Origin of the sequence: Lentibacter sp. (assembly GCF_965658795.1) — a bacterium.
In the GTDB taxonomy this organism is placed as follows: Bacteria; Pseudomonadota; Alphaproteobacteria; order Rhodobacterales; family Rhodobacteraceae; genus Lentibacter.
Genome location: NZ_CBFHTG010000002.1, coordinates 98,429 through 120,676, shown reverse-complemented (window position 1 = coordinate 120,676; position 22,248 = coordinate 98,429). Strand labels below are relative to the sequence as shown.

The 22,248-nt window shown below is 58.9% G+C and carries 21 protein-coding genes; 6 read left to right on the top strand and 15 right to left on the bottom strand.

The features are described from left to right. Nucleotides 1–136: 136 nt before the first annotated feature. The 7 genes from ACTG3X_RS02010 to ACTG3X_RS01980 all read right to left on the bottom strand — a co-directional run bounded on the left by ACTG3X_RS02010 (nucleotide 137) and on the right by ACTG3X_RS01980 (nucleotide 6,540). A complete protein-coding gene (locus ACTG3X_RS02010) occupies nucleotides 137–1,114 on the bottom strand; it encodes an ABC transporter permease (RefSeq protein ID WP_439109556.1) in 978 nt (325 codons plus the stop codon). Then, nucleotides 1,114–2,217 carry an ABC transporter permease gene (locus ACTG3X_RS02005; protein ID WP_439109555.1) on the bottom strand — a complete coding sequence of 368 codons (1,104 nt, stop codon included), beginning with the start codon at nucleotides 2,215–2,217 and terminating at the stop codon, nucleotides 1,114–1,116. Before ACTG3X_RS02005 ends, ACTG3X_RS02010 begins: the two co-directional genes overlap by 1 nt. Further along, on the bottom strand, nucleotides 2,217–3,761 hold the full coding sequence (locus ACTG3X_RS02000) for an ABC transporter ATP-binding protein (protein WP_439109554.1): 1,545 nt from the start codon (nucleotides 3,759–3,761) through the stop codon (nucleotides 2,217–2,219). The genes ACTG3X_RS02005 and ACTG3X_RS02000 overlap by 1 nt, the downstream gene beginning before the upstream one ends. 85 nt (nucleotides 3,762–3,846) lie before the next feature. Then, nucleotides 3,847–4,851: a BMP family lipoprotein gene (locus tag ACTG3X_RS01995; protein WP_439109553.1), complete on the bottom strand. Its 1,005-nt coding sequence runs from the start codon at nucleotides 4,849–4,851 to the stop codon at nucleotides 3,847–3,849. A gap of 151 nt (nucleotides 4,852–5,002) precedes the next feature. After that, entirely contained in the window at nucleotides 5,003–5,416 is a 414-nt protein-coding gene (gene rimI / locus ACTG3X_RS01990; protein WP_439109552.1) for a ribosomal protein S18-alanine N-acetyltransferase, read from the bottom strand. Continuing rightward, entirely contained in the window at nucleotides 5,406–5,984 is a 579-nt protein-coding gene (tsaB, locus tag ACTG3X_RS01985; protein ID WP_439109551.1) for a tRNA (adenosine(37)-N6)-threonylcarbamoyltransferase complex dimerization subunit type 1 TsaB, read from the bottom strand. Before tsaB ends, rimI begins: the two co-directional genes overlap by 11 nt. Further along, on the bottom strand, nucleotides 5,974–6,540 hold the full coding sequence (locus ACTG3X_RS01980) for a NifU family protein (protein ID WP_439109550.1): 567 nt from the start codon (nucleotides 6,538–6,540) through the stop codon (nucleotides 5,974–5,976). The genes tsaB and ACTG3X_RS01980 overlap by 11 nt, the downstream gene beginning before the upstream one ends. Nucleotides 6,541–6,811: 271 nt before the next feature. Here ACTG3X_RS01980 and ACTG3X_RS01975 point away from each other — a divergent pair, with 271 nt between their 5' ends. Continuing rightward, complete coding sequence (locus ACTG3X_RS01975; RefSeq protein ID WP_439109549.1) at nucleotides 6,812–7,603, top strand: LEM-3-like GIY-YIG domain-containing protein; 792 nt, start codon at nucleotides 6,812–6,814, stop codon at nucleotides 7,601–7,603. Between the two features lie 355 nt (nucleotides 7,604–7,958). On the opposite strand, the gene ACTG3X_RS01970 is transcribed toward ACTG3X_RS01975, so the two are convergent. From ACTG3X_RS01970 to trpS, 4 genes are all read right to left on the bottom strand, one after another. Next, nucleotides 7,959–8,537 (bottom strand): ATP-dependent Clp protease proteolytic subunit, encoded by a 579-nt coding sequence (locus tag ACTG3X_RS01970; RefSeq protein ID WP_439109548.1) that lies wholly within the window; start codon nucleotides 8,535–8,537, stop codon nucleotides 7,959–7,961. Between the two features lie 24 nt (nucleotides 8,538–8,561). Beyond that, the gene (locus ACTG3X_RS01965; RefSeq protein ID WP_439109547.1) at nucleotides 8,562–9,017 is read right to left on the bottom strand and encodes a universal stress protein; all 456 of its coding nucleotides are present in this window, start codon (nucleotides 9,015–9,017) and stop codon (nucleotides 8,562–8,564) included. Nucleotides 9,018–9,090: 73 nt separating this feature from the next. Continuing rightward, on the bottom strand, nucleotides 9,091–9,954 hold the full coding sequence (locus ACTG3X_RS01960; protein WP_439109546.1) for a branched-chain amino acid aminotransferase: 864 nt from the start codon (nucleotides 9,952–9,954) through the stop codon (nucleotides 9,091–9,093). 83 nt (nucleotides 9,955–10,037) lie between these two features. Continuing rightward, nucleotides 10,038–11,069 (bottom strand): tryptophan--tRNA ligase, encoded by a 1,032-nt coding sequence (gene trpS, locus ACTG3X_RS01955; protein ID WP_439109545.1) that lies wholly within the window; start codon nucleotides 11,067–11,069, stop codon nucleotides 10,038–10,040. Nucleotides 11,070–11,144: 75 nt separating this feature from the next. Between trpS and ACTG3X_RS01950 the strand changes: the two genes are divergently transcribed. Beyond that, a complete protein-coding gene (locus ACTG3X_RS01950; RefSeq protein ID WP_439109544.1) occupies nucleotides 11,145–11,831 on the top strand; it encodes a rhomboid family intramembrane serine protease in 687 nt (228 codons plus the stop codon). On the opposite strand, the gene murJ is transcribed toward ACTG3X_RS01950, so the two are convergent. From murJ to ACTG3X_RS01935, 3 genes are all read right to left on the bottom strand, one after another. Then, a complete protein-coding gene (gene murJ, locus ACTG3X_RS01945; protein WP_439109543.1) occupies nucleotides 11,806–13,347 on the bottom strand; it encodes a murein biosynthesis integral membrane protein MurJ in 1,542 nt (513 codons plus the stop codon). The genes ACTG3X_RS01950 and murJ overlap by 26 nt on opposite strands. 115 nt (nucleotides 13,348–13,462) lie before the next feature. After that, nucleotides 13,463–16,273: a [protein-PII] uridylyltransferase gene (locus ACTG3X_RS01940; protein ID WP_439109542.1), complete on the bottom strand. Its 2,811-nt coding sequence runs from the start codon at nucleotides 16,271–16,273 to the stop codon at nucleotides 13,463–13,465. After that, on the bottom strand, nucleotides 16,236–17,414 hold the full coding sequence (locus ACTG3X_RS01935; RefSeq protein ID WP_439109541.1) for a penicillin-binding protein activator: 1,179 nt from the start codon (nucleotides 17,412–17,414) through the stop codon (nucleotides 16,236–16,238). The genes ACTG3X_RS01940 and ACTG3X_RS01935 overlap by 38 nt, the downstream gene beginning before the upstream one ends. A gap of 111 nt (nucleotides 17,415–17,525) precedes the next feature. Here ACTG3X_RS01935 and rsmI point away from each other — a divergent pair, with 111 nt between their 5' ends. The 4 genes from rsmI (at nucleotide 17,526) to ACTG3X_RS01915 (ending at nucleotide 20,718) form a co-directional block, all read left to right on the top strand. After that, nucleotides 17,526–18,383 carry a 16S rRNA (cytidine(1402)-2'-O)-methyltransferase gene (rsmI, locus tag ACTG3X_RS01930; protein ID WP_439109540.1) on the top strand — a complete coding sequence of 286 codons (858 nt, stop codon included), beginning with the start codon at nucleotides 17,526–17,528 and terminating at the stop codon, nucleotides 18,381–18,383. 21 nt (nucleotides 18,384–18,404) lie between these two features. Further along, nucleotides 18,405–18,812, top strand: coding sequence for a YraN family protein (locus tag ACTG3X_RS01925; protein ID WP_439109539.1), 408 nt, complete (start codon nucleotides 18,405–18,407; stop codon nucleotides 18,810–18,812). A 62-nt stretch (nucleotides 18,813–18,874) separates the two neighbouring features. Continuing rightward, the gene (gene gshB / locus ACTG3X_RS01920; RefSeq protein ID WP_439109538.1) at nucleotides 18,875–19,810 is read left to right on the top strand and encodes a glutathione synthase; all 936 of its coding nucleotides are present in this window, start codon (nucleotides 18,875–18,877) and stop codon (nucleotides 19,808–19,810) included. Then, nucleotides 19,807–20,718 carry an alpha/beta hydrolase fold domain-containing protein gene (locus tag ACTG3X_RS01915; RefSeq protein ID WP_439109537.1) on the top strand — a complete coding sequence of 304 codons (912 nt, stop codon included), beginning with the start codon at nucleotides 19,807–19,809 and terminating at the stop codon, nucleotides 20,716–20,718. The genes gshB and ACTG3X_RS01915 overlap by 4 nt, the downstream gene beginning before the upstream one ends. Here ACTG3X_RS01915 and ACTG3X_RS01910 read toward each other — a convergent pair. Then, nucleotides 20,684–22,198 (bottom strand): YifB family Mg chelatase-like AAA ATPase, encoded by a 1,515-nt coding sequence (locus ACTG3X_RS01910; RefSeq protein ID WP_439109536.1) that lies wholly within the window; start codon nucleotides 22,196–22,198, stop codon nucleotides 20,684–20,686. The genes ACTG3X_RS01915 and ACTG3X_RS01910 overlap by 35 nt on opposite strands. Between the last annotated feature and the right edge of the window lie 50 nt (nucleotides 22,199–22,248).

Here is a 22,248-nt window from a genome sequence, read left to right as displayed (position 1 = left end):
AAAGAATGAAGAGCGCGTTTTTAAGCAGCATACCCTTAGGCAAGCCCTTAGCGCCACCCATGTTCTCTTTGCAAGGTGTCGCCGCACAGAAAGAGCAGCTGGCGACACCTGTTTGTGCAAGCTGGCGCTAAAAGCGTCAGCGTTCTTTCACATAGGGCTCCCCACCCGCGCGCGGCGGGATGGCCTTGCCCACAAACCCTGCCAGAATAACCACTGTGAGAATATAGGGCAGCGCCTCCATAAACTGCACGGGGATGGTGAACTCCCCCACATCAATGCTCTGAAAGCGCACGGCAATCGCTTGTAGCAGCCCGAAGAGCAGGCAGGCATAGAGCGCCTGAATGGGCCGCCATTTGGCAAAGATCAGCGCCGCCAGCGCGATAAAGCCGCGCCCGGCTGTCATCTCTTTGACAAACTGCGCTTGCAAGGCCGTCGCAAGGTAGGCCCCCGCAATGCCGCAAAGCACACCGCAGATCATCACCGCCGCAAAGCGCAGCCCCTTCACAGAGACGCCGGCTGTGTCCACAGCCGCAGGGTTTTCGCCCACAGCGCGCAGGCGCAGGCCAAAGCGCGTGCGAAACAGCACCCACCATGTCAGCGGCACGAGCAGAAGCGACAGATAGACAATAATGGTATGGCCAGAGATCAGCTCGGAATAGACCTGCATCAGCGGGCCGGCGTCGGCCACCTCGCGCACACTTGTCAAAGCGCCGGGCAGGTGGATGGGCTCAAACCGCGCCGCCCCGACAAGCGAGGGCGTGCGCCCGCCCTGGCGGAACCAGTCCTGCGCTATCAGCACGGTCAGCCCCGAGGCCAGAAAGTTGATCGCCACACCCGAAATCAGCTGGTTGCCGCGAAAGGTGATCGAGGCGATGCCGTGGATCAGCGAGAGCACAAGCGATGCGCCAATGCCCGCCAGCATCCCGACCCAGACGTTGCCCGACGTAAAGGCCACTGCGGCTGACAAAAGCGCCGCCGCCAGCATCTTGCCTTCAAGGCCGATGTCAAAGATCCCCGCGCGCTCCGAGTACAGCCCCGCAAGACAGGCCAGCAGAAGAGGGGTGGCCAAGCGCATGGTGCTGTCCAGCACCTGAATGATCGTGAGAAACTCCATCACAGGGCCTCCTCTTTCTTTTTGGCCATCGCAATGAAAACCCGTTCAAGCGGCGCGCGCACCATATGGTCAAGCGCCCCCGTAAAGAGAATAACCAGCGCCTGAATAACGGTGATCAGCTCACGGGGGATTTTCGTCCAGAGCGCCAGCTCGGCCCCGCCTTGGTAGAGAAAGCCAAACAGAAGTGCCGCCAGCAGCACCCCAAAGGGGTGGTTGCGCCCCATCAGCGCAACAGCGATGCCGATAAAGCCCGCGCCTTCTGTCGAGTTCAAAATCAGCCGCTCGGCCTCGCCCTGTGTGGTGTTGACAGCCATAAGCCCCGCCAACGCCCCCGAGATGAGCATGGCAATAATCGTGATCCGCACCGCCGATGTGCCCGCGTAGTTGGCGGCGGTTTCGGAAAATCCGAAATGGCGGATCTCATAGCCCAAGCGCGTGCGCCAGATCAGCAGATAGACAAAGACACAGGCCGCCAGCGCCAGAAAGAAGCTCACATTCGCAGGTGCGCTGCGAAAAAGCTGTGTGGCCTCTGTCGAGAACATGTCCTGAAAGGTGGGCAGATGCGTTGCTTCAGGAAAGCGCGCGCTGGCAGGGTCGCCCGCGCCTTTGGGGCGCAGCACGTTGACCAGCATGTAACCCAGAACCGAAAAGGCAATGTAGTTGAACATGATCGTGGTGATCACAATGTGGCTGCCGCGCTTGGCCTGCAAATAAGCGGGAATAAAGGCCCAGGCCGCGCCAAACAGCCCCGCAAAAGCAGCCGACCCCGCCAGCGCCAGTGTCCAGTGCGGCCACGGGATGTAAAGGCAGCAGAGCGCCACGCCAAGGCCTGCAAACATGGCCTGACCTTCGCCGCCGATGTTGAAGAGCCGCGCATGAAACGCCACCGAGACAGCAAGGCCCGTGAAGATAAAGTTGGTGGCATAATAGAGCGTATAGCCCCAGCCGGACGAGCGCATGAGCGCGCCCTGAACCATGAGCTTGAAGGCGGCAATGGGGTCTTCCCCGATCGCCAAAATCACCAGCGCCGAGATCAGCGCCGCGAGCAAAAGCGAGATCAGCGGAACCAGCGTGGCATCCGCCCATTTTGGCATTTTCTCCATCAGCTGCGTGCTCCGTTTGTGTCTGCGCTGTCCATACCCGCCATCAACATGCCAAGCTCTGTCTCGTTTGTCTCCGTGGGCAGGCGCTCGCCCATGATCTGGCCATCAAACATCACAGCGATGCGGTCAGAGAGGCTCATGATTTCGTCAAGCTCCACACTCACCAGCAAGATAGCCTTGCCCGCGTCGCGCAGCTCGATGATGCGTTGGTGGATAAATTCGATCGCGCCAATGTCCACGCCTCGCGTGGGCTGGCCGATGAGCAAAAGGTCGGGGTTGCGCTCGATCTCGCGGGCCAGCACCAGCTTTTGCTGGTTGCCGCCCGAAAAGTTCTTGGCGGCGAGCTTGGCATCGGGCGGGCGCACATCAAAGCGCTCGATCTTGCCTTGGGCATCTTCGATGATCTTGGCATGGTCCATAAACGGGCCGTTCTGAAACACCGGGTCGCGGTGATAGCCGAAGATGGTGTTTTCCCATGCGGAAAACTCCATAATCAGCCCCTCGCGCTGGCGGTCTTCGGGCACATGGGCAATGCCACGCGCGCGCCGCGACTGGCCATCAGAGAAGCGCCCCGTGAGGTCGATCTCTTCACCGTTCATCAGCACACGGCCCGTGCCGTTTTGCATCCCGCCGAGCACTTGCAACAGCTCGCTCTGCCCGTTGCCCGAAACCCCCGCAATACCGAGGATTTCGCCGGCGCGTACGTTGAGCGAAACCCCCTTGAGGCGGGCAACGCCCTTCTCATCGGTGACGCTCAGGTCTTGCACATCCAGCACCGTATCGCGCGGCTGGGCGGGCTTTTTATCGACTTGCAGCAAGACCTTACGCCCCACCATCAGCTCGGCGAGCTGCTCGGGGCTGGTCTCGGCTGTCTTGACAGTGGCTGTCATCTGCCCGCGCCGCATCACGCTCACAGTGTCGGTGATATCCATGATCTCGCGCAGCTTGTGGGTGATCAGGATGATGGTTTTGCCTTCTTCGCGCAGACGGTTGAGGATGCGAAAGAGCTGGTCGGCCTCCGCAGGGGTGAGCACGCCTGTTGGCTCGTCCAGAATGAGAATGTCGGCCTTGCGGTAGAGCGCCTTGAGGATTTCCACGCGCTGCTGGCGGCCCACGCCGATATCCTGAACGAGCGCATCGGGGTCAACGTGCAGCTCGTATTCGGCTTCAAGCGCCTTGAGCGTCTTGCGCGCTTTGGCCAGTGAGGGGCGCAACAGGCCACCATCTTCTGCGCCAAGGATCACATTCTCCAGCACAGTGAAGTTTTCCACCAGCTTGAAGTGCTGGAACACCATGCCAATGCCCGCCGCGATGGCGGCTTGGCTGTCGTTGATCTGGGTTTTTTTGCCATGAATGAAAATGTCGCCCTTGTCGGCTTTGTAAAAGCCGAAGAGGATCGACATCAGCGTCGACTTGCCCGCGCCATTCTCGCCGATAATGCCGTGGATGGTGCCGGGCATCACCTTGATGGAGATGTCTTTGTTGGCCTGCACAGGCCCGAACGCTTTGGAGATACCTTGCAGCTCGATCGCTGGGTCTGTCATGTCTCGCCCTTCTGTGCCTTGGCCCGTCCGTTGCAAAAGGCCGCGCAGCTCTGTGCGCGGCCCCCTGCTTTATATGCGCCGCCGATCAGAAGTTGATCGCGGGGCAGCTGTCGTTTTCGTAGTAGCTGACAACATTCAGCTCGCCCGCGATGATCTTGGCACGTGCATCCGCAACAGCCGCTGTCATCTCTTCGGTCACGAGGGCCGCGTTGTGCTCGTCCATCGCCACGCCAACACCGTCTTCGGCGAGGCCCAGAACGGTCATGCCACCTGTTTCCAGATCAGCGCCAGCTTTCATCGCGTTGTAAACGGCGACGTCTACACGCTTGAGCATGGAGGTCAGAACCTTGCCTGAGTGCAGGTGGTTCTGGTTGCTGTCCACACCGATCGAGAGGATGCCCTCATCTGCCGCTGTCTGCAGAACGCCCACACCTGTGCCGCCTGCCGCAGCATAGATCACGTCAGCACCCTGGCTGATTTGGGCTTTGGCCAGCTCGGAGCCTTTGACGGGGTCGTTCCAGGCTGTTGGCGTTGTGCCTGTCATGTTGGCAACGATGTTGATATCCGCGTTCACGGCCTTTGCACCCTGTGCAAAGCCACAGCCGAAGTGGCGGATGAGCGGGACATCCATACCGCCGATAAAGCCGACAGTGCCTGTTTTGGAGGCCATGGCCGCCATCATACCGACAAGGTAGGAGCCCTGGTGCTCCTGAAAGGCAATCAACTGTACGTTGGCAGGGATGTTCTCGATCCAGCCGTCAATGTTGATGAACTTGGTGTCAGGGTAGTCTTTCGCAACTTCTTCAAGAGAAGAGGCGATGGCGAAGCCCGTTGTCACAACAGGGTTCGAGCCGGCTTCTGCAAAGCGGCGCAGAGCTTGCTCGCGCTGTGCTTCTGATTGCAGTTCGATCTCGCGGTATGTGCCGCCTGTTTCTTCAGCCCATTTTTCGGCGCCTGTGAAGGCCGCTTCGTTGAACGATTTGTCGAATTTGCCGCCAAGATCATAGATCAGGGCTGGCTCGGCGAGCGCTGCACCAGCGCTGAGGGCAAGCGCAGCTGCGCCCCCGAGGAATTTTTGCATGAGGGTCATTGGTTTCTCCCAGTTTTATTGCGCAGGCGCATGGGTTGCGCTGCGGATATCGAGCAGATCGGGTGATCGCGGTTATTAAGGGCTTTTTAACGCGCGAGGGTCAACCGATTCTTGCAGTGTGACCTTGGGGCAAAGAAGCAGGAATTTGCACTTATGCACCAAGCTCCAAGGCCAGCACGAGCGCATCAACAGCAGGGGCTGCCTGCCGTGGGTAATAGCCGCGGCGGCGGCCCACCTCTGCAAAGCCTGCGCGCGCATAAAGCGCGCGGGCAGGGGCGTTGTCGGTGGCCACCTCCAGAAAGAGCTTGGCCACAGAACGGGTGCGCAGCTCCAAGGCCAGCTGCTCCAAAAGTGCTGCGCCAAGCCCTTTGCCCTGTGCGCTCGGGGCCACGGCAATTGTCAGCAACTCGGCTTCATCCAGCGTCACCCGCGCCAAGGCAAAGCCCGTGTCTTGGGCCACACAGATCACACCGTCTTGGTCAAGAAGCGCAGCCAGCTCTGCCGCGCTCCACGGGCGCGCGGGAAAGCAGAGCGCATGAAGCGCGGCAAGCGCGTCAGGCGTCATCAAGGAGTCTGGGGGGCTGGTCAGAGGCAGGGGCCGCATCGGCTGCACGGCTGTACAGCGGGGCAGGTGGCGGGGCGCTGGCCGTGGCCTGCGCAATCCGGGCGATCCGCAGAACAAGCTCTTCTGGAGCAGGCAAGCCAAGCGCTTGGCCTGCGCCCGAGGCGGCAAGCAGCTCAGAGCTGTCGCCTTGGGCCGCGTAATATACCTGCTCCCGCGGGGCGGGGAGCGCCACGGGCGTGTCGTCAGGCAGACCAAAGCGCGCGGCGGCAAAGTTGCTCACGCCAACAGCAGGCACCCCGAGCGACATCGCCAGACCGCGCGCCGCCGATACCGCAATGCGGATGCCCGTAAAATTCCCTGGCCCCACGCCAACGCCAATTTTGCCAATGTCTTGCCAGCCTGCGCCATGCTCTGTGAGCAGCTCTTCCAACAGGGTAAACAGCCGCTCGGACTGGCCGCGCTTCATCGGCTCATAGGCCGTGCCCAGCAAGCGCTCCCCCCGCAACAAAGCGGCCGCGCAATGCGCGGCCGATGTGTCAAACGCCAGTATGAGAGGCTCAGACGGCAACAGGGCGTACCTCTGTCACCTCGGGAATATAGTGGCGCAGCAGGTTCTCGATCCCCATTTTCAGGGTGATGGTGGACGAGGGGCAACCCGCGCAAGCGCCTTGCATGTGCAGATAGACCACGCCTTTTTCAAAGCCGTAAAATGTGATGTCGCCACCGTCTTGGGCGACAGCAGGGCGCACGCGCGTGTCGAGCAGCTCTTTGATCTGGGTGACGATCTCGCCATCTTCGCCCGTGTGCTCGGCATGGCCGCCAGCCGCCTCGGCGCCACCGCTTGCAAGGGCCGGATCCCCTGACTGGAAGTGCTCCATGATCGCGCCAAGCACAGAGGGCTTGATGTGATCCCAGTCAACCGCCTCACCCTTGGTCACGGTCACAAAATCTGTGCCCAGAAACACGCCTGTCACACCTTCAACACCGTAGATGCGGCTTGCAAGCGGAGAGGACCCGGCGCTTTCCGCACTCGGAAAATCAGCCGTGCCTGTCGCCAGAACGGTCTGGCCGGGCAAGAACTTGAGCGTGGCTGGGTTTGGGGTGGATTCTGTCTGGATAAACATGGCGCGGGTTCCTTATCTCTTTGCTCAGATATGAGCTTTGCGGGGGGTAAAGTCAAGATTTGGAATGATTCTAAACTGGCCCGCGCGTGAGTTTGAACGATACCAGCCATCTGCACAGTTTTCTTGAGGGGCGGGTGTGCGGACTTTGCTGCCGTTTGCTGCATCAGCGACGTACAGGGCGGAGATCGGACGCCCCGCAAGGCCTGCTCACTTGATCTGCAGAAATGATTGACCGATACTGAATTTGACGCGCTAAAGGAAGGATTATTTCGTGCCATTCAACACCATGGTGTCCGCAAAGCTTGCGGCTTACGTCTATGCACTTGCCGACCCCCGCAAAAAAGGGGCGCTCAAGGACCGGATTTTCTACATCGGGAAAGGGAACGGAAATCGCTGTTTTAGCCATGCCCAGATTGAGATGGGCGGCACGCCCCTCAATGAAGGTGAGCATAAACTTGCTAAGATTCGCGAAATTCATAGCGCGCGGAAGGACGTCGAAGTCCTCATCATCAGTCATGGGTTGACGGACCCAGAAGCTCACTCCCTCGAAACGGCATTAATCCCGCTGCTAGGCGACACCAATAAGGTCGCTGGTCACGGTGATCGAGGGTTCTGGCTGACTGAAAATCAAGTCAAGGAGATCCACGACAGGCCTATCGAACGGGGCGATATCGACCTGCTCCGCGGGAATGTGCTTTTTGTGAGCTTGAACCAGCAGGACACTACTAAGCTCTTAAATGGCGTTGAAGACGAGGTCGCACAGGCCACACTGGGGAACTGGAACCTAAACGTTCGGGACTCCCGCCGTGTGGATTGCGTTGTTGGCGTCAAGAACAGCCTGATCCTATCGATCATTGAGACCGAGAAGACCCCCGACAACATCACGCGGTTCGAACGGCTTTCGGCCCCAACGAAAGGAGCGCATGGTCGTTCTCGGTTTTTCGGAACAAGACGTCATGACCTCGAGCAGCAGCTGAGAGGCCGGACAGTTTGCCAAGAAGGGCAGGTGCTCTCGAAGATCAGACCAGGCGCAGGCTGCCAGTTTTTTCTTGCGATGGCATAATCACGCGCTCTGGCTCCGATGGCCGAGAAGGCCTTCCATGCGGCGGCATGCTTGAATGTCGCTGATGGGCTCGAAGCAGTCTTTCGTTGCGGCTGGCGCGAAGGGCCGCTGTGGGGATGCAACCCGGATTTTGCAGACGCCACGCCCTGCGAACGGCCTGTTAAGTTAATTCGCGTTTACTTTTTCTGCACTGCGGCGGTGCACATGGGGTGCACGCATGGTGCACGGATATCACCCCCCTGTTTCCAGCGGGGTTTGAAGAGGTTAACAGCCCTGACCGCAGGGTAGAGCGAGGGCGCTTGCGTACAAAAAAGGCCCGCGCAAGGCGGGCCGATTTCAAGGCTGTTTGAGCGGCTTAGGACAGCTCGGAGACCTGTGTGATCACCTTTGAAAGGATGCCGTATTCCATGGCTTCTTTCGTATCCATCCAGTGGTCACGTTCGATATCTTTCATAACCTTTTCAAGCTTTTGGCCGGTTTGCTCGGAGATGATCCGTGCCAGACGGGCGCGCATGATCTCGATCTGTTCGGCCTGAATGGCGATATCTGTCACCTTGCCACCCACGCCGCCGGAGGGCTGGTGGATCAGGAAGCGGGTGTTGGGCAGGCACATGCGGTCTTCTTTATCCACGGCCAAGAAGATATGCGTCCCCGCCGAAGCCACCCAGCCGGTCCCGATAATCCGCACCCGCGGCTTGATGAAGCGTATGATATCATGGATAGAATCGCCTGCCTCGACGTGTCCGCCTTGGGAGTTGAGGAACAATGTGATGTCATCATCACTGTCGGCGGCAAGGGCCAGAAGCTGCGCCACAACGCGGCTCGCCATTTTCTGGTCGATCGCTTCACAGATCAGGATTTCGCGGGCTTCAAAAAGCTTTTGTGCGATGCCACCGTTCTTTTTATCGTCGTCTTTTTTATCTGTATCGCTCATGGGATATCCTGTTTTTTCAGTATGTTATGTGATTGCTTCGAGGCGTTCTTTGGAAAGCTCGCCCGGCACAATCGTGATGGGAATTTCAAGGCTGCCTGCCGCGCGGGTCAGCTGTGTGACCAGAGGGCCGGGGCCTTTCTTGTCCGAGCTTGCACCCAACACAAGAACGCCTATTTCTTTGTCGTCTTTGACCTGTTCCAGAATTTCAGAGATCGGCTCGCCCTCACGGATGACAAGCTCGGGGTCCACGTCCTGACGGTCACGCATCCATTTGGCGAAGACTTCAAAATGGGCATGGATCCGCTCGCGCGCTTCTTCGCGCATGATGTCTCCAACCCCGATCCAGTGATTGAATTCTTCCGGCGGAATAACCGCAAGAATTTCAACGCCACCGCCTGTTTTGGCCGCACGCATGGCCGCAAAGCGCATTGCGTTGAGGCATTCACGGCTGTCATCGAGCACAACTAGAAACTTACGCATACCTGGTCTCCCTGATCAGAACAGAGAATGACCCAAGCGGGCCAGAGGTGCAATGGGGCACGGACATGGGGCGTCATGCTGTCGACGCAGCCCAATCCCAATAAAGCTCCCGCACGCGGCGTGTGACAGGGCCGATCTGGTAGCTTGTGTCATCAAAGGCGGTCACAGGGGTGACTTTGGACATATTGCCCGACAAGAAAATCTCGTCAGCTTCGTGGAAGTCTTCAAAGCTCAGCACGGCTTCATGCACCTTCGTGCCGTCGGCTGTCAGATTTGACATGTGCCGCGCACGGGTGATCCCCGAGAGGAAGGTGCCGTTGGCGATGGGCGTGAAGACTTCACCGTCTTTCACCATAAAGACATTGGCCGTAGCCGTTTCGGCGACATTGCCCATGGCATCCGCGACAAGCGCATTGCCAAAGCCTTTGGCGCGCGCCTCGCTCAACATTCTTGCGTTATTCGGGTAAAGGCAGCCAGCCTTGGCATTGACCACTGCGCTCTCCAGCACAGGGCGGCGGAAGCGCGTGCGTGTAAGTGTCGTGCTCGCCGTGTCGGGTGCAAAGGGGATCTCCTCAAGGCAGATCGCAAAGCCTGTTTCTTCACGGCTCGGCACAATCGCTGTGATGTCGCCGCCAATGCCCCAATACATGGGGCGTATATAGACAGCGGCGCCCGTGGGGTAGCTGGCCAGCCCCTCACGCACGATGGCGACCATATCTTCTGTGCTCACAGTCGGGTTCAGCATAAGAGCTTCTGCGGAGCGGTTGACGCGGGCGCAGTGCAGGTCAAGATCAGGCATCAAGCCGTTCACAAAGCGTGCACCGTCAAAGACGGTGCTGCCGAGCCATGCGCCATGGTCGGCAGCGTTGATCACAGGGGCATTGCCCGCATGCCACGCTCCGTTGAAATAGGTTTTTATGTTCGTTCCGACTGCCATGCACTGGTCCTCCTTGGGCGAAACCTATGTCGAGCTTTCAGGAGGGTAAAGGGCTAACAGCTCTGCCCGCTGCGCAAGAGCTGTTAGCGCACCATGCCGACAATATCATAGGTCTTTTCAAGGATGGGCGCGGCTATCTCGCGTGCGGCCCCTGCACCTTGGCGCAAGAGGGCGTCGATCTCGTCCTGGTTTTGCATCAGTCGCGCCATCTCGCCTGAAATGGGCGCAAGCTTTGCAACCGCCAGCTCCGCGAGCATCGGTTTGAACTCCGAAAAGGCCCGCCCGCCGGCCTCGGCGAGGACCTGCTCCACGGTCATATCGGCCAGACCTGCGTAGATGTTGACAAGGTTGCGTGCCTCGGCACGGCCCTCAAGCCCTTCAACCTCTGAAGGCAGCGCGTCAGGGTCGGTCTTGGCTTTGCGAATTTTCTTGGCGATTGTGTCTGCATCATCGGTCATGTTGATGCGGCTTGCATCAGAAGGGTCAGACTTTGACATCTTCTTTGAGCCGTCGCGCAAGCTCATCACGCGTGTGCCAGCGCCCTCAATGACAGGCTCTGTGACCGGGAAGAAATCAACACCGAAGTCGTTGTTGAATTTGATCGCGATATCGCGCGTCAGTTCCAGATGCTGCTTCTGGTCTTCGCCCACGGGCACATGGGTTGCGTGATAAACAAGGATATCGGCCGCCATAAGGGACGGGTAGGCAAAGAGGCCAAGCGAGGCGTTCTGAGAGTTCTTGCCTGCTTTGTCTTTCCATTGGGTCATGCGCTGCATCCAGCCCATGCGGGCGGTGCAGTTGAAGATCCAGCCAAGCTGCGCATGCTCTGCCACCTGGGACTGGTTGAAGAGGATTGATTTGGCAGGGTCAATTCCAGAGGCGATGAAGCCAGCCGCCAGCTCGCGGGTTTGGCGGCGCAGCGCTTCAGGGTCTTGCCAGACGGTGATGGCGTGGAGATCGACCATGCAATAGATCGTCTCGTAGTCTTCTTCCTGCATCTGCACAAAGCGTTTGATTGCGCCGAGGTAGTTGCCAAGCGTCAGCCCGCCTGAGGGCTGGATGCCTGAGAAAACACGTTTTTTGAACGCGGCGTTCGGGGCAATCGTGTCACTCATGATCGTTCTCCGTCTGGAAGTCTGTGTTGGGCTGGCTTACTCATGGGGCCAAGCAACGTCAAGCAGAGGCCCACCATGCGCGCGCAAAGCCCCGTAAATGATATCTCACCCGTGGTTGTGGGGCTTTTTGGCCTCATGCTGGCTTTGGAGGGCGTGTTTGCCGCTGCCGAGGCCGGGCTTGTCGGCGGGCGCTTAGGGATTGGCTGGCGGGTGGCTGCGATCGAGGATTATGGCGTTTTTGGCAGCTTGGTACAGCTGATGTGGGAGCGGGGGGCTTGGCCGCCCGAGCATCTTCTGCGGTTTGTAACCTACCCGTTCTTGCACGCGAGCTTCACCCATATGATTTTTGCCGCCGCGATCATGTTGGCTTTGGGAAAGTATGTCGGCGACAGGTTCCGCTGGTGGGCGGTTCTGGTCGTCTTCTTTTCAGCCTCTATCCTCGGGGCTTTGGCTTGGGGCTTGTTGAAGGCAGATGCTGGGGTGCTGATCGGGGGCTATCCTGCGGCTTATGGCCTGATTGGGGCGTTCACCTATATTCTTTGGGTGCAGCTGCGCGTGCTGGGCGAGCCACAGCTGCGTGCGTTCCAGCTGATCGGCTTTCTGATGTTGATCAGGCTTGTTCTGGGCCTGCTGTTTGGCTCAGACGGTGTCTGGATTGCGGAAATCGTGGGTTTTGCCACGGGTTTTCTGGTGTCGTTTCTTGTGAGCCCCGGCGGGTTTCATCGTTTGCGCATGGCTATCCGCGGCGCAGGGCAGTCTTGAACTCAGCAAGGCGAAACGCGCCAAAGAGTTGCCCGAGGCCGAAGTAGGCAAAGATGCTGATACTGACGAGCAACCCAAGAGCAAGGTAGCGCCAGCCCCCAGCTACAAACAGGGGCGATAGCGCCAGATTGGTGCCCCATAGCACCACGCCCATCGCGACAGAGGCAAAGATGATCCGCCAGATGCGCTTTCTGAAGCGCTGGTCAAGCCGCGTGACCTCGCCAAACTGACGCGCGCCAAAGCCAAGCTGCGCCACCATGATCCATGCGGCAAGGGTGGCTGCAACGGCGGGGGCAAGCCAGCCGATATAGGGCTTGAGGCCAAAGGCCAGAGCCGCGTTCACGGCCATGGCCAGAAGGGCGTAGCGAAAGGGGCTTTTGGTATCTTCGCGCGCAAAGAAAAGTGGCTGAAGCGTCTTTTGCAAAACGAAGGCAGGCAGGCCGAGGCCGTAAATGCTGACGGCAAGCGCGGTTGCAGCCGCGTCATCGCCGCTAAAGTTACCGCGCTCAAACAACACCGACACAAGCGGCAGCGGGATCACCAGCAGCGCAACGGCTGAGGGCAGGGTAAGCGCAAGCGACAGTTCCGATGCGCGGGAATATGCATTTTGCGCGCCTGTGTCATCGCCCGCTTTGAGGCGGCGGGAGAGGTCTGGCAACAGCACGATGCCAACAGCAATACCAACCACGCCAAGCGGCAACTGATACAGCCGATCAGCGGCATAGAGCCAGCTCACAGCCTTTTCGTAATCGGATGCGACAAGCTGGCCCACCACAAGGTTGATCTGGACAACACCCATCGCCAGCGAGGCGGGCACGGCGATGCGCAAGAGCTTGCCCATCTCGGGGCTGGGGCGCGGCAACTGGGGCACAATGCGCAGCCCCGCACGGCGCGTTGCGATGTAGACCAGAGCAAGCTGCGCGACGCCTGCAAACGGGATCATCCAGACAAGCGCACGCGCTACATTGCCACCTGTTTGGGCCGCAAAAAGCATAGCAAGGGTGAGCAAAATATTGAGCAGAACAGGCGCAGCAGCAGCGGCGGCAAAGCGGCCTGTGGCGTTGAGCACGCCAGAAAAGAGCGCCGCCAGCGAGATGAAGAAAATATAAGGAAAGACGACACGGCCAAACTCTGTGGCCATGTCAAAGCGCTCATCGCCAGCAAAGCCTTCGGCGGTGGCCCAGACAAGTGCAGGCATAAAGACAAGCGCCAGCCCCGTAAGAGCCAGCACAGCCATGCTCAGCCAGCTTAGTGCGGCCGAGGCAAAGCCTTCGGCATCTTCACCGGCCTCAAGCTTCTTTGAAAACATCGGGACGAAAGCCGCATTGAACGCGCCTTCGGCAAAAAAGCGTCGGAACATGTTGGGCAAGCGGAAGGCCACAACAAAAGCATCCATGACAGCGCCCGGCCCGATGTAGGAGGAGATCAGGATATCGCGCACAAAACCCATAATGCGGCTCATGAGCGTCCAGAAGCCGACTGTGAAGATACCTGTAACGAGGCGAATTTGTTTCATGGGCTGTCTTTTGCTGTTTGACGCTGGTGTAGACGATTAGAGCCGATCAAGAAAGATCAGGTTTTCGACTGGGTGTCCAAGCCTATGTGCCGGGTGGTTTGCCTTGCCGCAGCCCTCAGGAGCGCGCGCGTTCAGCCCCTTCGGATATGGCTGCGCGCAGTTTGTTTTCCAGCGTTTTCTGTTTGCTCTCGGTGTAAAACTTGAGGCCAAACATGTCTTTCACATAGAAGGTATCGACAACCTGCTCACCATATGTCGCGATGACAGCTGAGGCGATGTAGACATTGGTGTTGGCCAGCGTATGCGTCAGGTCATAGAGCAGGCCGGGTCTGTCGCGGGTGTCCACCTCGATGATGGTGTAAATCTCGGAGCCTTCGTTATCAAAGGTGATGGACGTGGGCACACGAAACGCGCGCTCGCGTTTCTTGAGTTTGTCACGCGGCTGTATCGCGTCACCTGTGATCACCTCGCCTGCCAAAGTCCGCTCGATCATCTTGCGTAAGCGGGGTAGGCGGCTGGCCTCAAAGGGGCTGCCCTCGGAGTCCTGAACCCAGAACGCGGCGGTGGCGTAGCCGTCTTTTGAGGTGAAGGTGCGCGCATCGACGATATTGGCACCAACCAAAGCCAGTGCGCCGCACATACGGCTGAAAATACCGGGGTGGTCGGCCATGACAAAGCAAACGCGCGTCGCGTCGCGGTCTTCATCCGGGTGCAGATCAATCCGGATTTCAGCGTCGCCAATCCCGCGCAGCAGATGCGCAAACACAACATGAGCCGTAATGTGCAGCCCTTGCCAGTAGGGCGGGTAGTGGCGCGCTGTTTCGGCCTTGATGTCCTTTTTGCTCCAGTCGGCCAGCTCGCCGCGCAGTGCCTTTTTGGACTCTGCTCCGCGATTTTCGCGGTTGAGCGCCTCCATGCCTTCTTCCAGCGCGTGGCGTGTCTGGCGGTAAAGCGCGCGGATGAGAGCCGCTTTCCAGTTGTTCCATGTGTCAGGGCCAACACCGCGAATATCACAGACGGTCAGCACCGTAAGCAGGTCGAGCCGCTTGACGGTTTGCACGGCTTTGGCAAAGTCGCGCACTGTGCGGGGGTCTGCAATATCGCGCTTTTGGGCCATGTCTGACATGAGCAAATGATAGCGCACCAGCCATTCGACTGTGTCACAATCATTGCGGCTGAGGCCGAGGCGCGGTGCGATCTTGCGGCTGATCTGTGCGCCAAGAACGGAGTGGTCCTGATCGCGGCCTTTGCCGATATCGTGCAGAAGCATGGCAACCATAAGTATCTTGCGGTCAACACCTTCGCGCAGAATTTCGGTTGAGATCGGCAGCTCTTCTTCAAGCTCCAGCCGCTCGATACGCGAGAAATGCGAGATCACCTGAATGGTGTGCTCATCCACTGTGTAAGAGTGGTACATGTTAAACTGCATCATCGCGACGATGGGTTCAAATTCGGGGATAAAGGCCGCGAGGACACCCAACTCGTTCATACGCCGCAGGGCGCGCTCGGGGTTGCCATGCTTGAGGAGCAAATCCAGAAAAATGCGCTGTGCTTCGCGGTTCTCGCGAAAAGGCTCATCGATCAGGTTGAGATTGGCGGTCACCAGTCGCATCGCGTCGGGGTGGATCAGCATGCCCGTGCGCAAACCTTCTTCAAACACACGCAAAAGATTGAGCGGGTCGGACAGAAACGTATCTTCATCCGAAATCGCGAGCCGACCGTGGATCACCTCGTAGCCAGCTTTTACCTTGGGCTTGCGCGAGAAAATCCGCTGCAAAAGTGGTTCTGACTTGGCGTGTATTGCTTCCAGTTTGGATAGAAAGATGCGTGTGAGGTCGCCCACCCGCGTCGCATTGCGGAAGTAGTCTTGCATGAAGTGCTCAACGGCGCGGCGGCCAGAGCGGTCTTGGTATCCCATGCGCTCTGCCACTTCGACCTGCAAATCAAACGTCAGCTGCTCGTTGGGGCGGCCTGTAACAAGGTGCAGATGGCAGCGCACGGCCCACAAGAAATTTTCGGCTTCCTGAAAACGCTCGTATTCTTCGGGGCGAAAAACGTTGAGGCGCACAAGTTCTTCAATGCTCTCTACATGGTGCACATATTTTGCGATCCAGTAGAGCGATTGAAGGTCGCGAAGGCCGCCTTTGCCTTCTTTGACATTTGGTTCGACCATGTAGCGCTCGCCCTGGCGCTCGTGGCGTTCGTCACGCTCGGTGAGCTTGGCTGTGACAAACTCTGTTTCTGTTCCCTTGAACAGATCTTGTTCAAGCCGCGTTGCCAGCTCTGTGGCAACAGGTTTTGCCCCGATGAGAAAGCGCTGCTCCAGAAGGGCGGTCCGAATGGTGAAGTCTTCCCCGCCAAGACTGAGGCACTCGGGGATGCTGCGGCTGGCGTGGCCAACTTTCAGCCGCAAATCCCACAAAAGGTAGAGCATGGACTCGATCACGCGCTCAGCGCGCGGTGTGATGGCTTTGGACGTCAGAAAGAGAAGGTCTACATCCGATTGCGGCGCCATTTCGCCACGCCCGTAGCCTCCCACCGCCAATAGCGCGATGTCTTCGCCGCGGGCACCGGTTTTGACAGGGTGCAAAACATTTGCAGCCAAATGGTATGCGGCAATCACAAGGCAATCAGCGAGCCAGCAATAGGCGCGCCTTGTGGGCCGTGCGCTCAAAGGTTCTGCGCGAAAGGCTGTTTCAATCTCTGTCATGCCTTGCTTGCGCAGGCCAAGCAAAAGTACGGTTGCCTCTTTGCGCAGCTCGGGCTCTTCAAAGCCTTTAGACACCAATGTCCTTAGGTCTGACTGAAGCGCGGACACATCCAGAATCTGCCCCGCAGGGCAGATCAGGTCGGCGGGTGGGTGTGGAAGCGCAAAATCCAATTTGGTCTCAGAACCCTGCGCCGCCAAACGCCCGTGGCGCGGCATCGATGATCACGACTTTTTTGTCCTGAATTTGAGCAATGGCGAGGCCGCGCTCGTTTGTGCCGTCCGCCCGGAAACGGAAAATGCCGTTGGAGCCCTGAAAGCCTGCGCTTTGGGTGATGGAAGCCCTTGAAAGTGCGTCACGTTTGCCTGTGCTGGCCAGAGCGCCCACGGCTGCGATCCCATCGTAAGCCAAGGCGGCGAGGGGGTGAGGCTGTGCGCCATTGGCCGCAGCATAGCGCGCCGCAAACTCTGCTGATTTGGCAGGATTAGGAATCGCAAACCAGCCGCCCTCAAGGCCGGGCAGTTGCAATGTTTGCGCCGGAATGTCCCAACGCGACAGGCCGATAAACTGCGTGGTGGCGTTGCTGATGCCGACATCAGGCAGCATCTGTGCATAAAACGGCAGGGCAGCATCTGAGGTTGATGTCAGAAAGACTGCATTCGCTTGGCCTGCAGCCTGAGCCGCTTTTATGCGCTGCACAGCGCTGATCACGCCCTGCTGTGACCGCTCGTATACAACTGTCCCTGCCAGAGTGGCTCCATTGCGCGCAATCGCCTGGCTGATGGCCGCTTTGCCAAGCTGGCCGCCGATTTCTTCGTCATGGACGATCAGGATACGGTCTTTGCCTGTCTTTTTGGCATAAGCCGTGAGGCGATCTGCTGTGTTGTTGAAGGTTGACCCCAGCAAAAACAGGTTGCCGCCTGCCACTGTCGCATTGTTTGAAAACGCCAGAACATTGACGCCATCTGGCGCCACGGCCACGGCGGCTGCGTTTGCAGATTCAGCGCGCAGAGGGCCAAGGATTATTTGGGCGCCGTCTGCCACAGCTTGCTTTGCGGCTATGGCTGCGCGTGCAGAGTCACCTGCCGTGGAGTAGACACGCAGGTCGATCTCTACACCCTGCAAGTCGCCAACGGCCAAGCGTGCTGCGTTCTCAAGCGAATCGGATACAATGCTGTCGCCCTCAATTTCGCTTCCACGTGGCAACAAAAGGGCGACGCGTACGGTCTCGCCGGCGTTGATGTTGCCCGAATTGACATCTGCGAGCGAAATGGGTTGGCAGGCTGCCAGCCACAATAGGCTCAAAACAGCGACAAATTTTGTGAATGGCTTTTGGAGGGTGCTCAAAACAGCAAACATATATTACTTCTTTCTCAATGAGGCCGCGGGCTCTACAACGGCAATTCGTCTGCCCGCCCATGCCATTGGGTTCGAGGTCAATCATAAACGTCAAGGCGCGAGGGTCTAGAGGTGAATCATCAAGAAGGCACACTTGCGCCCATGCTCTACCTGCTGGCGACGCCCTTGGGCACAGCCCGCGACATTACACTGCGCACACTTGATGTCTTGGCAAGTGCGGATGTCTTGGCAGCCGAGGACACCCGTACGCTCAAAAAGCTGATGGAAATCCACGGCATACCGCTCAAAGACCGCCCCGTGATCGCCTATCACGATCACAATGGAGACCGTGCCCGCCCAAAGCTGCTCAAGGCTTTGGCCGCTGGGCAATCGGTCGCCTATGCGTCTGAGGCGGGAACTCCGATGATCGCTGATCCCGGGTATCATCTGGTGCGTGAAGTTCAGGCGGCAGGCTTCGGTGTTACGTCACTGCCGGGGCCATCTGCCGTAATCACCGCGCTGACGCTGGGGGGCTTGCCCACCGATATCTTCACCTTCGCAGGCTTTTTGCCCAATGCAAAATCGGCTCGCCGCAAGGCCTTGAAGACCTTTGAGGCGACGCAAGGCACGCTTGTGTTTTACGAATCTCCCAAGCGCATTGCCGCCATGATCGCCGATGCCGCCGAAGTCTTGGGGGGTGAGCGCGAAGGGCGGATTTGCCGAGAGCTGACCAAAAAGTTTGAAGAGGTGCTGCACGGCACGTTGGATGAGCTGACAGCACAGCTGGCAGAGCGGAGCCTGAAGGGCGAGATTGTTGTGTTGATCGGCAAAGGCGCAGAAAAAGAGGTGAGCCGGGATGTGCTGGTGTCAGGGCTTGAAGCGCTGCTGCCCGAGATGAGCTTGCGCGATGCTGCTGACAAGTTGGCTCAAGAAACCGGTGTTAAGCGCCGCGAAATTTATCAAATCGGGCTGGAACTGCAAAAGTCTTAAGCTTTTGTTAGGCTTGATGTGGTGAACAAAGCTATGTTTGCCAAAACGACTACTTCACCCTCCGAGCGCGCGCGCAAGCGCGGCGCGACAGCCTACCACGCGGGATTGGCCGCCGAACATATCGCACAGCGGCGCTATGAGCAGGCGGGCTACACCCTTTTACAGCAGCGCTGGCGGGGCAAGGCAGGCGAGATTGATCTGATCTTTTCCAAAAACAACGAGACAGTCTTTGTGGAAGTGAAGCGCGCACGCGACTTTGCACAAGCTGTCGAGCGCATTGGGCCAGCACAGATGATGCGCATTGCCTCTGCGGCAGAAGAGTATGCAGCCGTCCTACCCGACGGGCGGCTGAGCCTTATGCGGATCGATGTGGCCGTGGTGAATGGCACGGGGGCTTGTCATATTGTGAAAAACGCTTTTGGCGCTTGAGCCATTGAACCCTGCTGCGTTCTCGGCCATTTATGAAGCAACTTCTGCAATAAGGCCGCATTATGAAAATTGCTTTCCAAATGGACCCGATCGGGCCAATCAACATCAACGCTGATAGCAGCTTTCGGATCGCTGAAGAGGCGCAAGCGCGCGGGCATGAGCTGTTTTATTACACACCCGAGCGCCTGAGCTATCGCGAGGGGCGCGTTCTTGCCCGTGGGTGGCCCCTGACCGTGCGCCGCGAAGAGGGCAACCACTACACGCTTGGAGACGAAACCGAGGTTGATCTGTCGACATTCGATGTGGTCTGGCTGCGCCAGGATCCGCCGTTTGATATGTTTTATATCACAACAACGCATCTTCTCGACCGCATTCACCCCGACACGCTGGTCGTGAATGACCCGTTCTGGGTTCGCAACTATCCTGAGAAACTGCTTGTTCTCGATTTCCCTGATCTCACACCGCCGACCATGGTGACACGTGATCTGGAAGATCTGAAGGCCTTTAAGGCCGCGCATAAAGACGTGATCTTGAAGCCGCTCTACGGCAACGGCGGCGCAGGTGTCTTCCGCCTCACAGCGGAAGACCGCAACCTTGCATCGTTGCATGAGCTGTTCTCGGCCAACAGCCGCGAGCCACTGATTATGCAGAAATTCCTGCCTGATGTGTCCAATGGCGACAAGCGGGTCATTTTGGTTGATGGCGCGCCTGTGGGCGCGATCAACCGTGTGCCAGCGGCGGGCGAAACACGCTCCAATATGCATGTGGGCGGGCGGCCGGAAAAAGTTGGCCTGACCGAGCGCGACCTTGAAATCTGTGCGCGCATCGGCCCGCTCCTGAAGGAAAAAGGGCAGGTTTTTGTCGGGATTGATGTGATCGGTGACTATCTCACCGAGATCAACGTGACCTCACCAACCGGTATTCAGGAGCTTGAGCGCTTTGATGGTGTGAACATCGCGGCCAAAATCTGGGAAGCGATCGAAGCCAAACGCGCATGAGCTGGCAGCTGCGCGTGATGGGGGCCGTTGTGCGCCCCCTCCTGCGCAGGCTGACAGGCCGTGTGACCGCGCCAGAGGTGGTGCGCAGGCATTTGGATCGCGCTGCGAGATTGATTTTCCGCACCCCAGAGGGGGCCGTTTTTTCCAAGACATCCTATTGTGGCTTGCCTGCGCTTTGGGTGTCGAGTGGCCCTGTCACAAGCGCAGGTGTTTTGCTTTATATTCATGGTGGTGGCTATATTGCGGGGACGCCGCACACCCACAAGCGCATGGTCGCGCGGCTGTGCCGGATGAGTGGGGCGAGAGCCTTTCTTCCCGCGTATCGCCTCGCACCGGAGCATCCCATTCCTGCGGCGCTGGAAGATGTGAGGCGCGCTTGGCAGCATCTGCTTGGATTGGGCTATGCGCCTGAACAGATCGTTCTGGGTGGCGACAGTGCGGGGGGCGGGCTGGCGCTGGCTTTGCTGGCAGACCTTTGTGACGCGCAGACGCCACCAGCAGGGCTTTTCGCGTGGTCGCCTTTTACCGACCAGACATTCTCTGGCGCGTCCATGCAGGAAAATAGCACGCAAGATCACTTCTTTGCCGCCGATCGTGCGCCCGAGCTGGCGGCTATGATCCTCGGTGAAACCGCGCCAGATGATCCGCGCGCTTCGCCGCTGTTTGCGCGGTTTCCCAAGTGTCCGCCTGTTTTGTTGCAGGCCTCTCACTCCGAAATTTTGCGCGATGATTCCACGCGCATGGAGACCCGTTTGCGTGCCTTTGGTGCCGATGTGCGCTTGGAGATGTGGGCGGATGCTCCGCATGTGTGGCAAATGCTGGACGGCTGGCTGCCCGAAGCGCGAGACGCGATTGGCACGACTGCGCGCTGGATCAGCTCCCTGCCACACCACCCACGCGAAAGCTGACCGCCTCGGCAATGTGGGCTTTGCGCACGTCTGCTGCGCCGTCAAGGTCGGCAATCGTCCGCGCGACCCGCAAGATCCGGTGATAGCCGCGTGCCGTCAGGCCAAATTTGTCGGCGGCTTTGAGCAAAAAGGCGCGCCCCTCTGCGTCTGGTGCGGCGATTTCCTCCAAAAGAGCTCCTTCTGCATCGGCGTTCAGGTGCATTTCGGAAACCTCAGAAAAGCGCGTCGCCTGTGCGGCGCGAGCCCGCGCAACATTGGCGGCAATTTCCGCCGATGTGGCGCCGCTTGCGGGCAAATCGAGATCGCCCAGCGAGACAGCGGGAACATCAAGACGCAGATCAAAGCGGTCCATCAGCGGGCCAGAAATGCGCCCAAGGTAATCTTCTCCGCACATGGGCACACGGGCACAGGCGCGGGCGGGGTCAAACAGATAGCCACATTTGCAAGGGTTTGCGGCCGCAATAAGCAAAAAGCGGCAGGGGTAGCGCACATGGGCATTGGCGCGGCTCACCACCACTTCGCCTGTCTCTATGGGCTGACGCAGCGTTTCCAAAACGGCGCGAGGAAACTCCGGGAACTCGTCCATGAACAGAACACCGTTGTGCGCAAGGCTGATCTCGCCAGGCTTGGCGCTGCGCCCTCCGCCCACGATTGCGGCCATTGACGCGGTATGGTGTGGCTCTCGAAAGGGGCGCAGGCGCGAGATCCCGCCTTCCTCGATCAGCCCCGAGAGCGAGTGGATCATGGATGTTTCCAGCGCCTCGCTGGCGCTGAGCGGCGGCAGGATAGAGGGCATGCGCGCGGCGAGCATCGATTTTCCCGACCCCGGCGTGCCGATCATAATCATGTGGTGGCGCCCTGCTGCGGCGATCTCCAGCGCGCGTTTGGCGCGCTCTTGTCCCTTCACATCGCGCAGGTCACGCCCGCCGCTTTCTGCGCGGACTTCGCCCGCTTGGGCGGGGGGCAGGGGCATCTGGCCTGTGAGATGCTGGATCGCATGGAGCAATGACGACGGTGCGATCACTTGCGCGGCGTCAACCCATGCAGCCTCTGCACCGGAAGCTTCAGGGCAGACCAAGCTGCGGCCTTCTTCAGCTGCGGCCAGTGCCGCAGGCAACGCCCCGATGACAGGCACAAGCGCGCCATCAAGGGAAAGCTCGCCCAAAGAGGTAACACCCTCAACAGCATCGTCAGGCAATATTCCCAAAGCGGCGAGCAAGGCCAAAGCGATGGGCAGGTCAAAGTGGCTGCCTTCTTTGGGCATGTCGGCCGGCGAGAGGTTGATGGTCAGCCGCTTGGAGGGCAGGGCGATAGAAAGCGCTGAGAGCGCCGCGCGAACACGGTCACGCGCTTCTGAAACGGCTTTGTCAGGTAAGCCGACAATGGAAAAAGACGGCAAGCCGGGTGTGACAGCGCATTGCACCTCGACAGTGCGCGCCTCTACGCCCTCAAATGCCACTGTATATGTCCGTGATACCATTTACCAAAACCCGTGTTGGTTAACGGGTATGCAATTCTGGTTTAGATTTG